The organism is Acidovorax sp. 22279, assembly GCF_052045435.1.
Taxonomy (GTDB): domain Bacteria; phylum Pseudomonadota; class Gammaproteobacteria; order Burkholderiales; family Burkholderiaceae_C; genus Acidovorax; species Acidovorax delafieldii.
On the sequence record NZ_JBQEOV010000002.1, the window covers coordinates 135,695 to 148,777 of the forward strand.

General features: G+C 63.9%; 11 protein-coding genes. 5 read left to right on the forward strand and 6 right to left on the reverse strand.

Translation table 11 applies throughout. The annotated features are described in order from the left end of the window. The first annotated feature begins 127 nt into the window (after window positions 1–127). The 3 genes from ACTJKQ_RS03450 to ACTJKQ_RS03460 are packed head-to-tail and all read left to right on the forward strand — an operon-like array spanning window position 128 to window position 1,209. Window positions 128–430, forward strand: coding sequence for a DUF883 family protein (locus ACTJKQ_RS03450; RefSeq protein WP_008904788.1), 303 nt, complete (start codon window positions 128–130; stop codon window positions 428–430). A gap of 45 nt (window positions 431–475) precedes the next feature. Continuing rightward, window positions 476–871, forward strand: a complete 396-nt coding sequence (locus ACTJKQ_RS03455; RefSeq protein WP_099730347.1) for a phage holin family protein — start codon at window positions 476–478, stop codon at window positions 869–871. Further along, window positions 868–1,209 (forward strand): hypothetical protein, encoded by a 342-nt coding sequence (locus tag ACTJKQ_RS03460; protein WP_369882137.1) that lies wholly within the window; start codon window positions 868–870, stop codon window positions 1,207–1,209. The genes ACTJKQ_RS03455 and ACTJKQ_RS03460 overlap by 4 nt, the downstream gene beginning before the upstream one ends. A gap of 129 nt (window positions 1,210–1,338) precedes the next feature. Here the strand turns inward: ACTJKQ_RS03460 and ACTJKQ_RS03465 are convergent, their stop codons facing one another. Beyond that, window positions 1,339–2,391 carry a quinone-dependent dihydroorotate dehydrogenase gene (locus ACTJKQ_RS03465; RefSeq protein ID WP_440595999.1) on the reverse strand — a complete coding sequence of 351 codons (1,053 nt, stop codon included), beginning with the start codon at window positions 2,389–2,391 and terminating at the stop codon, window positions 1,339–1,341. 36 nt (window positions 2,392–2,427) lie between these two features. Between ACTJKQ_RS03465 and rpiA the strand changes: the two genes are divergently transcribed. Then, on the forward strand, window positions 2,428–3,117 hold the full coding sequence (gene rpiA / locus ACTJKQ_RS03470; RefSeq protein WP_440596000.1) for a ribose-5-phosphate isomerase RpiA: 690 nt from the start codon (window positions 2,428–2,430) through the stop codon (window positions 3,115–3,117). A gap of 134 nt (window positions 3,118–3,251) precedes the next feature. On the opposite strand, the gene ACTJKQ_RS03475 is transcribed toward rpiA, so the two are convergent. From ACTJKQ_RS03475 to ACTJKQ_RS03495, 5 genes are all read right to left on the reverse strand, one after another. Beyond that, window positions 3,252–3,908, reverse strand: coding sequence for a glutaredoxin family protein (locus tag ACTJKQ_RS03475; RefSeq protein WP_056063005.1), 657 nt, complete (start codon window positions 3,906–3,908; stop codon window positions 3,252–3,254). Between the two features lie 59 nt (window positions 3,909–3,967). Then, window positions 3,968–6,013, reverse strand: a complete 2,046-nt coding sequence (locus ACTJKQ_RS03480; RefSeq protein WP_440596001.1) for a M3 family metallopeptidase — start codon at window positions 6,011–6,013, stop codon at window positions 3,968–3,970. A 69-nt stretch (window positions 6,014–6,082) separates the two neighbouring features. Further along, the gene (gene folD, locus ACTJKQ_RS03485) at window positions 6,083–6,937 is read right to left on the reverse strand and encodes a bifunctional methylenetetrahydrofolate dehydrogenase/methenyltetrahydrofolate cyclohydrolase FolD (protein WP_440596002.1); all 855 of its coding nucleotides are present in this window, start codon (window positions 6,935–6,937) and stop codon (window positions 6,083–6,085) included. 73 nt (window positions 6,938–7,010) lie between these two features. Beyond that, a complete protein-coding gene (locus ACTJKQ_RS03490; protein ID WP_007848524.1) occupies window positions 7,011–7,637 on the reverse strand; it encodes a response regulator transcription factor in 627 nt (208 codons plus the stop codon). Beyond that, complete coding sequence (locus ACTJKQ_RS03495) at window positions 7,634–10,195, reverse strand: PAS domain S-box protein (RefSeq protein ID WP_056062995.1); 2,562 nt, start codon at window positions 10,193–10,195, stop codon at window positions 7,634–7,636. The genes ACTJKQ_RS03490 and ACTJKQ_RS03495 overlap by 4 nt, the downstream gene beginning before the upstream one ends. Window positions 10,196–10,362: 167 nt before the next feature. On the opposite strand from ACTJKQ_RS03495, the gene aceE reads away from it, so the two are divergent. Continuing rightward, the gene (gene aceE, locus ACTJKQ_RS03500; RefSeq protein WP_146870831.1) at window positions 10,363–13,071 is read left to right on the forward strand and encodes a pyruvate dehydrogenase (acetyl-transferring), homodimeric type; all 2,709 of its coding nucleotides are present in this window, start codon (window positions 10,363–10,365) and stop codon (window positions 13,069–13,071) included. Window positions 13,072–13,083: the final 12 nt, after the last annotated feature.

Sequence of the window (13,083 nt, forward strand, 5' to 3'; positions counted from 1 at the left end):
GCAATCAGTAACCTCTTGCGTCCCCGTCCTACGAGGGGTTTCTGCGCGGATGGCTAAGATGAACTTCAGTCCCAACGTTCGCGTGCGGGGTTTTCCATCACTTTTGGCACTACACAGAAAGGCTTGTATGACTGCTTCTGACACCACGACCACCCAGGGCGAACTGGAAAAGCTGGTTTCCGATCTGCGGGGGCTGTTGGCCAACAAGGACCTGGACGCAGTGCCTGAAATCAAGCTGTTGCGCCAGCGCCTGGACGATGGCATGCACAACGTGCGTGAGTCCGCTGTGCGCGCCGCTCAGGACGCCGCCCGCCAAGCGAAGGAAGCCGCCTTGGCCGCCGACCGCTACGCCCATGACGAACCTTGGCGTGTGGCGGGTGCCGCATTGGCCGTGGGTGCGTTGGTTGGCTTTCTGCTTGCACGCCGCTGATCGTCGCTGTCCCACCATGACGGCACGCCACAGAGGCAACAAGACATGAATTGGCTCTCGCTGCTGGGTCTGGAAGGGTTGGCCGCCCGCTGGCGTGCCAACCTGATCGAGGGCGCCATCGCCGCCGAAGACCGGATGGATCTGGCCCGCCTGGAATGGGCGGACCTGAAGCAGCGGCTGCAACAACTGCTGGTGCTGACCATTCTGGTCGTTGGGCTTACGGTGGTGGCCCTGATCATGGTGTCGCTGGCGGTGCTGGTGCACTTTTGGGACTCACCGCAACGCACGCTGGTGGCGTGGCTGGTGGCTGCCGTGTGGGCTGCAGGCTGGGCCGCCGCCACGGTGTCGTTGGTGTCTGTGGCGCAGCGCGCGGGCAGCGGCTTTGCGCTGACGCGGCGAGAGTTGGCCCAGGACTGGCGTGACATCAAGGAGCGCTTGTGAGCACCCCCCACCCAACAATTGGTACACCGCAGACTGCGCCCACGGTAAGGCTGGTGGCTACGCCGGAGCAGCAGCGTGTGCTTGACCGAATTGAACTGCAGCGCGAGCGGCTGCGTGCCCGCCGCGTGGCCCGGGCCCAGGCCCGCGCGCTCGCGGAGCAAGCCGGAGGCGCCACGGGCGGTGGAGATGCCTCGCTGGCGCTGCGCGCCGCCGGGTTCGCGCGCGAACACCCGCTGGCGGTGGCGGCCATGGCCGGTGTCGCTCTGGTCGCCGGCCCGCGCAGGTTGATCCGATGGGCGGGCATTGTCCTGCCGATGCTGATGCGCTTGCGGCGCTGACCACTGGCGGGGTTGCGGAGGGCGGCGTCCCGCTACTCAAACCCACGCCGAAAACTGAAACGGAGCCCTGTTGCCAGAGGCTCCGTTTTCTTATGGGGCCATGCGGTCGAGCGTTTGTGGCCCGAGGGGTCAGCGCAAGGCCTTGATGGCCTTGGCGGCCTTCACAACCAGCGCAGGGCCTTCATAAATCAGGCCGGTGTAGATCTGCACCACGTCTGCCCCTGCGCGAATCTTGCTCACTGCGTCGTCGGCGCTCATGATGCCGCCGACACCAATGATGGGGAATCCGCTGCCCAAGGTTGCGCGCAGCTGCCGAATGACCTGGTTGCTGGCTTCCAGCACCGGAGTGCCACTCAACCCCCCCGTCTCTTCCGCGTGGCGCATGCCTTGCACCGCAGCGCGGCTGATGGTCGTGTTGGTGGCAATCACACCGTCCATGCCGTGGCGCTGCAGCGTGGCAGCGATCACTGCCACCTGGGCTTCATCCAGGTCCGGTGCAATTTTCACAAAAACCGGCACGCGCCGCTGGTGCTGGGCAGCCAGCGTCTCACGGCGCTCGGCAATCGCTCCCAGCAGTGCATCCAGTGCGGCATCGCTTTGCAATGCGCGCAGGTTCTGGGTGTTGGGTGAGCTGATGTTGACCGTCACATAGTCGGCATGGGGGTATACGCCCTCCAGGCAGATCAGGTAGTCGCTGGTGGCGTTCTCGATGGGGGTGGTGGCGTTCTTGCCGATGTTGAGACCGAGCAGCATGGGATGCTGACGGTTCTGCTTGCGAAACTGCGCCTGCTGCACATTGCGCAGGAAGGCGTCCAGGCCTTCGTTGTTGAAGCCCAGGCGGTTGATCAGTGCGCGGGCCTCGGGCAGGCGAAACATGCGCGGCTTGGGGTTGCCCGGCTGCGCTTTGGGGGTCACGGTGCCCACCTCCACAAAACCGAAACCCATGGCGCCCAGCGCGTCAATGCAGCGCGCATTCTTGTCCAGGCCCGCCGCCATGCCCACGCGGTTGGGAAACTTCAGCCCCGCCAGGGTGATGGGGTCGCTCACAGTTTCGTTGCACCAGGCCCATTGCAGCGGCGTGCGCTGCCCGCGCGCCAGCATGTCCATGGTGAGTTCGTGGGCGGCCTCGGCATCCATGCCGAAGAGAAAGGGGCGGGTGAGGGCGTAGGGGATCAGGGACATGGGGAGATAATTCAGGATTACCCCCGATTTTCTCCCATGACGACCACCACTCCCCTGACCCAAGACGAACTCAAGACCCTGGTAGGCCAAGCCGCGCTGCAATACGTGGTGCCTGGCGAGATTGTGGGGGTGGGCACCGGCTCCACCGTCAACAAGTTCATTGACGCCCTGGCGGGCATGAAGGACCAGATCAAGGGCGCTGTCTCCAGCTCCGTTGCAAGCACTGAGCGCCTGAAGGCACTGGGTATTGCCGTGTTCGATGCCAATGAGGTCCCATCGCTCTCCGTCTATGTCGACGGCGCGGACGAGATCGACGGCCAGGGTTACATGGTCAAGGGTGGCGGCGCTGCACTGACACGCGAGAAGATCGTGGCAGCGTTGGCCGAGCGCTTTGTGTGTATTGCCGACGAATCCAAGTTGGTGAAGGCCCTGGGCCAGTTTCCGTTGCCGGTGGAGGTGATCCCGATGGCTGCCAATCACATTGCGCGCCGTTTTGCCGCCATGGGTGGACAGGCCAGCTTGCGACTCAAGGACGGACAGCCACTGGTGACTGACAACGGCCAGCACATTCTGGACGTGAAGGGCTTGTCCATCACCGACCCGCTGGCGTTCGAGTCAGAGATCAACCAATGGCCTGGCGTGGTGACCGTGGGTGTGTTTGCCCACCAGAAGGCATCCGTGTGCCTGCTGGGTACGGCGCAGGGCGTGAAGACCATCACCTATTGAGGAATGGTGGAGGGGTGGGGGACAAGTCCACCACCGTAGTTCGCCAATACAAAAGGGGCCTCTGGAGGCCCCTTTTCTGTTGTGTGGAGGTGAATGGAAGGACGTAGCCGCCTGGAGGCGGCTACGTCACAGTGTCAGAACCGGATACCGGCGGGATTGCTTGGTGTTGGGCCGTCATTGACCGGTGGAGGGAGCGCGGGCCGTGCCGGCGCTTTCGGTTCAGCGGCGGGTGCGGACTCCACCGGCTTGGCCGCAACCAGCGGGGTGGGCGCTGGCTGGCGGTAGTTGCTGGGCAACTGGGATTGTTTGGGGTAACCCGCTGCGTCGAGGTATTGGATCCACTCCGCGTCTGAAAAGCCCACCAGTTGCTGGCCGCCAATGGTGCCAAAAGGCAGGCTGGTGCTGCCACTCAGGCGTTGCAGTGCGGCAATGTCCTCATTGCTGGCCACTGTGCGCTCGGTGTACGGCACACCGCGTGATGTCAGCATGTTGCGCAAGCTTCCGCAGGGTGCGCAGTCATTGCCGGTGTAGATGGTCACCGGGTACCGGTTGGCCACCTGGCGCAGTTCGTAAGGCAACGCTCCATTGGCCGCTGCCGGGCTTGCGGTCGCGGCAGCCGGGGCTGCAGGGCTGCGCGCGGGCGGTGCAGTGGTTTCGGCCGGAGGGCGGTCTGAGAAAGTCACCTTGCCGTCGGGCCCGACAATGCGATAGACATTCTGCGCCTGGGCCCCCACAGAGGCCAGGGCCATCAACAAGGAGGCAGCGGCAGGAGCGAACGTTGTACGGGGCATGCGGGTTCTCCTCATTCTTGTGGGGCTGTGGTTTTTAGAGGCCGGGCGACAGACCGCACTCAGGCGGTCAGTTCTTCCGCCATGCCTTGGTGGCGCAGCAGGGCATCCAGACTGGGCTCGCGGCCACGGAAGGCCTTGAAGGACTCCATGGCGGGGCGGCTGCCACCCGCTTCCAGAATGGCCTCACGGTAGCGTCTCCCGGTTTCGGTGCTGGGCAAGCCGTCGGTACCGGCGGTTTCTTCAAAGGCGGCGTAGGCGTCGGCGCTGAGTACCTCGGCCCATTTGTAGCTGTAGTACCCCGCTGCATAGCCGCCGGCAAAGATGTGGCTGAAGGTGTGGGCCGTGCGGCTGAACGCGGGCGGCTGCAGCACGGCCACTTCCTGGCGCACCTGGGTCAGCAGGGGCATGAAGTCCTGGGCCGGGTCGTGTTCGGTGTGCAGCAGCATGTCGAACAAGGCAAACTCGATCTGGCGCAGGGTCTGCATGCCGCTCTGGAAGTTCTTGGCGGCGATCATCTTGTCAAACAGCGTGCGCGGCAGCGGCTCGCCGGTGTCCACGTGGGCCGTCATGTGTCTGAGCACATCCCATTCCCAGCAGAAATTTTCCATGAACTGGCTGGGCAGCTCCACGGCGTCCCATTCGACGCCGCCAATGCCGGAAACATCGCGTTCGTTCACCTGGGTCAGCATGTGATGCAGTCCATGGCCAAATTCATGGAACAGCGTGATCACGTCGTCATGGGTCAACAGTGGCGGCTTACCGTCCACACCGTCCGCGAAGTTGCAGACGAGGTGGGCAATCGGTGTTTGCAGCACTCCGGTGTCGGGGCGCTGCCAGCGCGTGCGCACGTCATCCATCCAGGCGCCGCCCCGCTTGCCGGTGCGCGCGGGCTGATCGAGGTAGAACTGGCCCACCAGTTGGCCGTTGCGTTCGATGCGATAGAACTCCACCGCAGGGTGCCACACCGGTGCCGTGTCGCGGCGGATGGACACTTCAAACAGCGTCTCAATGATCTTGAACAGGCCTGCCAGCACCTTGGGTGCCGTGAAGTACGCCTTGAGCTCCTGCTCGCTGAAGGCGTAGCGGGCTTCCTTGAGCTTTTCAGAGATGTAGGGCCAGTCCCAGGGCTGCGGATCGGTCAGCCCCAGGTGTTCGGCCGCAAAGGCGCGCAGGTCGGCCACGTCCTTTTCGGCATAGGGCCGGGCGCGGCGGGCGAGATCACGCAAGAACTGGACAACCTCGGCGGGTGACTGGGCCATCTTGGGCACCACGGACACTTCACCGAAGTTGGCGTACCCCAGCAGCTGGGCTTCTTCTCGGCGCAAGGCCAGGATTTCGCCAATCAGCGCGGTGTTATCGAATTTCTGGCCTTCGCCTTCGGCCTGGTCCGAGGCACGGGTGACATAGGCGCGGTATAGCTTGGCGCGCAGGTCGCTGCGGGTGGCAAACTGCATCACCGGCAGGTAGCAAGGCATTTTCAGGGTGAGCTTGTAGCCTGGTTTCCCGTCCGCCTGTGCGGCCGCCAAAGCGGCTTGCTGCACATCGGCCGGCACACCGTCCAGTTCCTCAGCGGTGGCGTAGTAGGCATACGCATCGGTGGCGTCCAGCGCGTTTTCGCTGAACTTCTGGCTCAGCTCGGCCTGGCGTTCCTGGATCTGGGCGAAGCGCTCTTTGGCCGTCCCGGTCAGCTCAGCGCCGCTAAGCACAAAGTTGCGCACTGCGTTGCGGTGGGCTTGGCGTTGCTCGGGCGTCAGGGTGGCGGGGTCGATGGCCTTGTACTTGGCATAGAGGCGTTCGTCAGCGCCCAGGCGGGTCCAGAACTCCGTGACGCGGGGCAGGGCGGCGTTGTAGGCCGCGCGCAGTTCCGGCGTGTCGGCAACGCTGTTGAGGTGGCTGACAGCCCCCCAGGCGCGGCCGAGCTGTTCGGTGGCTACATCCAGCTCCTTGGCGATGGCATCCCAGCGGGCAGGGAAGTCGGGCGCCGTGACGGTCTCCAGAGCCTGATTGGCACGCTCCAGCAGCACATCAACCGCAGGGGCTACGTCCTGTGGGGTGATGCGGTCAAAGGCGGGGAGGTCGGAGAAGTCGAGAAGGGCGTTGCTCATGCGGGATTAGATGGCGCCAGGCGGCGCAGGTTCAAGTTGCAAAGCGGCTGGCGTCTTCCCCGGGCGCGGTCAGCGCGCGGCAGCCCGCTCGGCGGCTTCGATGGTGTTCACCAGCAGCATGGTAATGGTCATGGGTCCAACCCCGCCAGGGACGGGGGTGATCCAGCCCGCCACCTCTTTGACGCCCTCAAAGTCCACATCGCCACACAGTTTGCCGTCGGCCTTGCGGTTGATGCCCACGTCGATCAAGATGGCACCGGGCTTGACCATGTCGGCGGTGAGCGTGTTGGCGCGGCCGACCGCAGCCACCACGATGTCTGCCTGGCGGGTGTGGTAGCCCAGGTCGGGGGTGCCGCTGTGGGTGACGGTGACCGTGGCATTGGCCTGCAGCAGCAGCAGGGCCATGGGCTTGCCCACGGTATTGCTGCGCCCGATGACCACGGCATGTTTGCCCTTGATCGACTGGCCGGTGGACTCGATGAGCTTCATGCTGCCGTAGGGCGTGCAGGGGCGGAAACCGTCCAGCCCGGCCATGAGTTCGCCAGCCGACAGCACCGAGTAGCCATCCACATCCTTGGAGGTGGCAATGGCCTCGATGACCTTGTGCGGGTCAATGTGCTTGGGCAGGGGCATCTGCACCAGGATGCCGTGCACTGTGGGGTCGGCATTGAGGGCTTCTATGCGTGCCAGCAGCGCAGCCTCGCTGAGATCGGCGTCGTACTTTTCAAAGATGGAGCGCACGCCGCTGTCCTCGCAGGCCTTGACCTTGTTGCGCACATACACGGCCGAGGCTGGGTCTTCGCCCACCAGAATCACCGCCAGGCCAGGCTGGTGGCCACGGGCGGTGAGGGCGGCAGCGCGTTGCGCCACCTCGCTGCGAAGTTGGCGGGAAAGGGCGTTGCCGTCGATGAGTTGGGCTGTCATGTCAGAAAATACAAGTCAAAATGGCTGGTTGCGCTAGTTCAATATGTGCTGGTAGCTATCAAATTGGGAGCAATCAGCCCTTGGGCGCGTTCTGCCCCAGAGCGATCTTGAGCAGATCGGCCACCGTGTTGGCGTTGAGCTTTTCCATGATGTTGGCGCGGTGTGCCTCCACCGTCTTGATGCTGATGCCCAGGTCGTCAGCGATCTGCTTGTTCAGGCGACCGGCCACGATGCGTTCGAGCACCTGCGCCTCGCGGCTGGTGAGCTTGGACAGCAGGGCGTCGCGGCTGGCGGCCTGCTGGTAGCCCGCGAAGGCTTCGCGGGCGTGGTCCAGCATGCGCTCGACCAGGCCCACCAGCTCTTCTTCGTCAAAAGGCTTCTGGATGAAGTCCAGCGCACCTTTCTTCATGGTGTTCACTGCCATAGGCACGTCGCCGTGGCCGGTGATGAACACGATGGGAAGCGGCGATTTGCGCTCAATGAGGCGGTCCTGCAGTTCCAGGCCGGTCATGCCGCCCATCCGGATGTCCACGATCAGGCAGGCCACCTCGCGCGGATCGTAGCGTGAGAGAAACGTCTCGGCCGAATCAAAGCAACGCACCCGGTAGTCCTTGCCTTCCAGCAGCCACTGCAGGGAATCGCGAACTGCTTCGTCGTCGTCCACAACGTAAACAGTGCCTTTTTTCGGAATCAAGCTCATGCAACAGTCCTTGGGTTTTGTTCGTTTGCTACAGAATTTGTAGTGGCATCAGCAGGCTTGGCAAGCGGCAGCCAGAAGGAGAACCTGCAGCCTGTAACCTCCGAGCCATTGTAGAGGTTCTCCGCCTGCATCCGGCCCTGGTGGGACTCGACGATGCTGCGGCACAGATTGAGGCCCATGCCCATGCCTTCCTGCTTGGTAGAGAAGAATGCCTCGAACAGGCGCTCCAGCACTTCGGGGGCCAGCCCCTTGCCGGTGTCCTGCACCGAGAACTCGACCACCTGGCGGTCATCGATCTGCTTGGGCACCACGCGCAGCTCCACGCTGCGGTTGGGGGCGGGGCGGTCGGCGTGCTGGATGGCCTCGGCGCCGTTCTTCATCAGGTTGACGAGCACCTGCTCGATCAGGATGGTGTCGGCCATCACTTGCGGCAGGCGCGCGGCGACGTAGTGCGTCAGGCGCACGTTGTGTCGGCGCAGTTCGATGTCGGCCAGCTCGACGGCTTCGTTGACCATCGAATGCACATCGGCCAGCGTGCGGTTGGGCTCGCTCTTTTTCACGAACGAGCGGATCCGCTGGATGATCTGGCCTGCGCGCTGCGCCTGGTGGGCTGTCTTTTGCAGGGCGGTGAGCAGAGCCTCTTCGGTGAGCTGGCCGCTCTGGATGCGCGAAACCATGCCGCTGCAGTAGTTGTTGATGGCGGTGAGCGGCTGGTTGAGTTCGTGCGCCACGCTGGATGCCATCTCGCCCATGGTGATGAGGCGGCTGACCGACTGCGCGCGCTCGGCCTGCCGCTGGGCCTGCTCTTCAGCCAGGCGGCGGGGGGTGATGTCCGTGGCAATCACCATCTGGGCCAGGCGGCCGTCCACCCAGTTCAGATAGCGCGAGCGCACTTCCAGCCACTTGCCCAGGTCGGGCAGGTAGATCTCGGCGTTTTCACTGCGGGCGCTGGTCAGCGTGTCGGTGGGCAGGCCCATCAGGCCGTCCTCATCGTCCATGCCACTTTGCTCCTTGCCCGCAATCGGCACCACACCTGCCTGCGCCACCAGTTGCAGGTGCCCGCCGGTTTGCGACCCGAACCACTGACGGTAGAGCTTGTTGGCAAACAGCAGCTCTTCGCTGCCCAGTGGTGCCACCGACACCGAGGCGTCCAGCGATTCCAGCACGATGGTGAAGCGTTCATGCGACGCCGACAGCTGTTCACGAATGCGGTTGGGCTCGGTGATGTCAGTCATCGACGTCATCCAGCCTGTCTGCTGGCCATGGGCATCGATCAGCGGAGACACATAGAGCCGGGCGTCGAACAGCGTCCCGCTCTTGCGCTTGACGCGCACCTGAAAGCCGCCTGCCATGGTGTTGCCACGCAGTTCGTCGCGCAGCTTGGCCTGCAGGGTTTCGTGATCGGCCTCGGGCCAGTAGGGGAAGGGGGCTTTCAGGCCCACCAGCTCTTCGGCACTCCAGCCCGTCATCTGGCAAAAGGCGGCATTTACATAGCTGATGCGGCCTTCCATGTCCAGGGCGCGCATGCCGGTGAGGATGGAGTTTTCCATCGCCCGGCGAAAGTTGGTCTCGGCCACCAGGGCCTCTTGCGCCTGCATGCGGCGACGGGTGTGGCGCCAGGTGGCGATCAGCATCCAGGCCGTCATCGCGCTCAGCGTGCCCACCAGCCAGAACAGCCCGCTGCCCACCACGCCAAGCGACGTGCGGTAGGCCTGGGCGCGCAGCACCAGACCGTTGCCGACGGGGGAGACCGGTACCTCGTACTCGTTGGCCTTGGGCGTCCAGGGGAGCAACTGCGTGGCCTTGTTGCGCGGGCCCAGTGGCGTGCCCGCCAGCACCTGGTTCTTGCTGTCGAGCAGCGTCACCGCGTAGCGCGCCAGCACTTCGGTGGGGGTGCCGTAGCGCAGCAGGCTGTCGATGGAATATTCACCCAGCACCACGCCGCTGAACTTGCCCTGGTTGTTGAGCGGTACCTGCAACTGCAGCAGTGGTGTCGCATCGCCCGACGTGGCGGCCGGCTGCGCGTACACCGGTTGCTGCAGGTCCCGCGCCAGGCCAAAGGTGTCGGCGGTGTCCCCGGGCTTGAGGACTTCGCCTGCGATGCGCAGCTCACCACTGGCCAGTGTCGGGGCGGCCTGGCTTGCGCGGATGCGTCGGCGGTCGTCAATCCAGGTGATGGCCTGCAGCTCAGGGTACTGGCTGATCAGTGCCTCGGCGCGGCTGATGAACTCCGCCTTACCCAGGTCCTGGTTGGACACATCGCGTGCGATGCGCATGAGTTGCTCTTGCCGCTCCAGCAGGCGCAGGCGTACGCGCTGCTGGGCGTATTCCACGTCGCGCCGTAGGGCTTCTTGTTCGCGCTCGGCTTCTTCGGCGCGCAAGTACCAGAACGCCGCAACGATGGCGGCCAGGAACATCAGCACTGCCGCGAGGGGGGCAAGTGCGGCAAAACGGTCTTGCCGGGTGGGCGACAAGCCGCGCCACCACTTGCGCCACCAGCGTATCGGCGCTGCCACGGTCGTGGCCGTGGGGGAGGGGGTGGTGGGCATCGAATCCATGTAGGGAGTGTAGAGGAGCCCCGGGAGCGCTCAGGCCTTCCGCATCATGTGCGTCTGCAGCAAATTATTGCAATATGAAATGAATAGGCACCATTTGAAATTACGAAAAAATATGCGAAACTAGAGCCAACGTACTAAATTGCTGCCACACCTACAGGAGACAAAGCATGTCAGCTCAGCCCGACCCTCAGGCCGGTTTCGGCATCGGTTCCGATACCGACCAGCAAGAAACCCGTGAATGGATGGACGCGCTGTCCGCCGTGATCGACAAGGAGGGCCCAGAGCGCGCCCACTTCCTGTTGGAACAACTTCTTGAACACGCCCGTCAGAGCAGCATCGACCTGCCGTTTTCTGCCAACACGGGTTACGTCAACACCATCGAGCCGGAAAAAGAGGCGCACTGCCCTGGCAACATCGCCATCGAAAAGCGCCTGCGCGCCTACATGCGCTGGAACGCCATGGCCATGGTGGTGCGTGCCAACCGCCTGAACCCTGCCGACGGCGGCGACCTGGGCGGTCACATTGGTTCATTTGCCTCGGTGGCCAGCATGTTCGGTGCGGGCTTCAACCACTTCTGGCATGCCGCCAGCGAAGACCACGGCGGTGACCTGCTGTACATCCAGGGCCACAGCGCCCCCGGCATCTATGCGCGCGCTTACCTTGAGGGCCGCCTGAGCGAAGAGCAGCTCGACAGCTTCCGCCAGGAAGTGGACGGCAAGGGCCTGTCCAGCTACCCGCACCCCAAGCTGATGCCCGAGTTCTGGCAGTTCCCTACGGTGTCCATGGGCCTGGGGCCATTGATGGCCATCTATCAGGCCCGCTTCCTCAAGTACCTGCACGCCCGTGGCATTGCCAACACCGAAAACCGCAAGGTGTGGGTGTTCTGCGGCGACGGTGAAATGGACGAACCCGAATCCCTGGGCGCCATCGGCCTGGCCGCGCGCGAAAACCTCGACAACCTGGTCTTCGTGATCAACTGCAACCTGCAGCGCCTGGACGGCCCGGTGCGGGGCAACGGCAAGATCGTGCAAGAACTCGAAGGCGAGTTCCGCGGCGCGGGCTGGAACGTGATCAAGCTGCTGTGGGGCAATGGCTGGGATGCCTTGCTGGCCCGCGACAAGACCGGCAAGCTCAAGCAGCTGATGATGGAAACGCTGGACGGCGACTACCAGGCCATGAAGGCCAACGACGGCGCCTTCGTGCGCAAGAACTTCTTCGGCAAGTACCCCGAGACGCTCAAGCTCGTCGAGCACATGACCGACGAAGAGGTTTTCGAGCTGCGCCGTGGCGGCCACGAGCCCGCCAAGGTGTATGCCGCCTTCCACGCTGCCAATGAGCACAAGAACCAGCCCACCGTGCTGCTGGTCAAGACCGTCAAGGGTTATGGCATGGGCAAGGCCGGTGAAGGCAAGAACACCGTGCACCAGACCAAGAAGCTGTCGGACGAGGACATCAAGTACATCCGCGACCGCTTCAACATCCCGATCCCGGACAGCCAGCTGGCTGACATTCCGTACTACAAACCGGCCGATGACACCCCGGAGATGCAGTACCTGCACGAGCGCCGCAAGGCCTTGGGTGGCTACCTCCCCAAGCGTCGTCCCAAGGCGGACGAGCACTTCACCGTGCCCGCCATCGAGACCTTCAAGGCCATCCTGGAGCCCACGGCCGAAGGCCGTGAAATCTCCACCACCCAGGCCTACGTGCGCTTCATCACGCAACTGCTGCGCGACCAGGCCCTGGGGCCGCGTGTGGTGCCCATCCTGGTGGATGAGGCCCGCACCTTCGGCATGGAAGGCCTGTTCCGCCAGATCGGCATCTACAACCCCAAGGGCCAGCTGTACACCCCGGTCGATCGCGACCAGGTGATGTACTACAAGGAAGACAAGGCCGGCCAGATCCTGCAGGAAGGCATCAACGAAGCCGGCGGCATGGCCAGCTGGATCGCTGCCGCCACCAGCTACAGCACCAACAACCGCATCATGGTGCCGTTCTACGTGTACTACTCGATGTTCGGCTTCCAGCGCATTGGCGACCTGGCCTGGGCTGCGGGTGACATGCAGGCCCGTGGCTTCTTGCTGGGTGGCACCTCGGGCCGTACCACGCTCAACGGTGAAGGCCTGCAGCACGAAGATGGTCACAGCCACATCCTGGCCAACACCATTCCCAACTGCGTGAGCTACGACCCCACCTTTGCCCACGAAGTGGCGGTGATCATGCACCGTGGTCTCAAGCGCATGGTCGAGCAGCAGGAAAACGTCTTCTACTACATCACGCTGCTTAACGAGAACTACCCGATGCCGGGCCTCGTGGAAGGCACGGAAGAGCAGATCATCAAGGGCATGTACCTGTGCAAGCCCGGCGCCGAGGGTGACAAGCGCGTGCAACTGCTGGGTTCGGGCACCATCCTGCGCGAGTCGCTGGCCGCCCAAACCCTGCTGGCCGCCGACTGGGGCGTGCAGGCCGATGTTTGGAGCTGCCCGAGCTTCAACGAACTCACCCGCGAAGGCCAGGACGTGGACCGCTGGAACCTGCTGCACCCGCTGGAAACCCCGCGTGTGCCGTTCGTGGCGCAGCAACTGGGCAGCAGCACGGGCCCCGTGGTCGCATCCACGGACTACATGAAGGCCTATGCAGAGCAGATCCGTCCCTTTGTGCCCAAGGGCCGCAACTACAAGGTGCTGGGCACCGACGGTTTTGGTCGCAGCGACTTCCGCAGCAAGCTGCGCGAGCACTTCGAGGTGAACCGCCACTACATCGTCGTGGCCGCCCTCAAGGCGCTGAGCGAAGACGGCGTGCTGCCCGCCACCAAGGTGGCCGAGGCGATCGCCAAGTACGGCATCAATGCTGACAAGATCAACCCGCTCTACGCATAAAACGAACGGAGA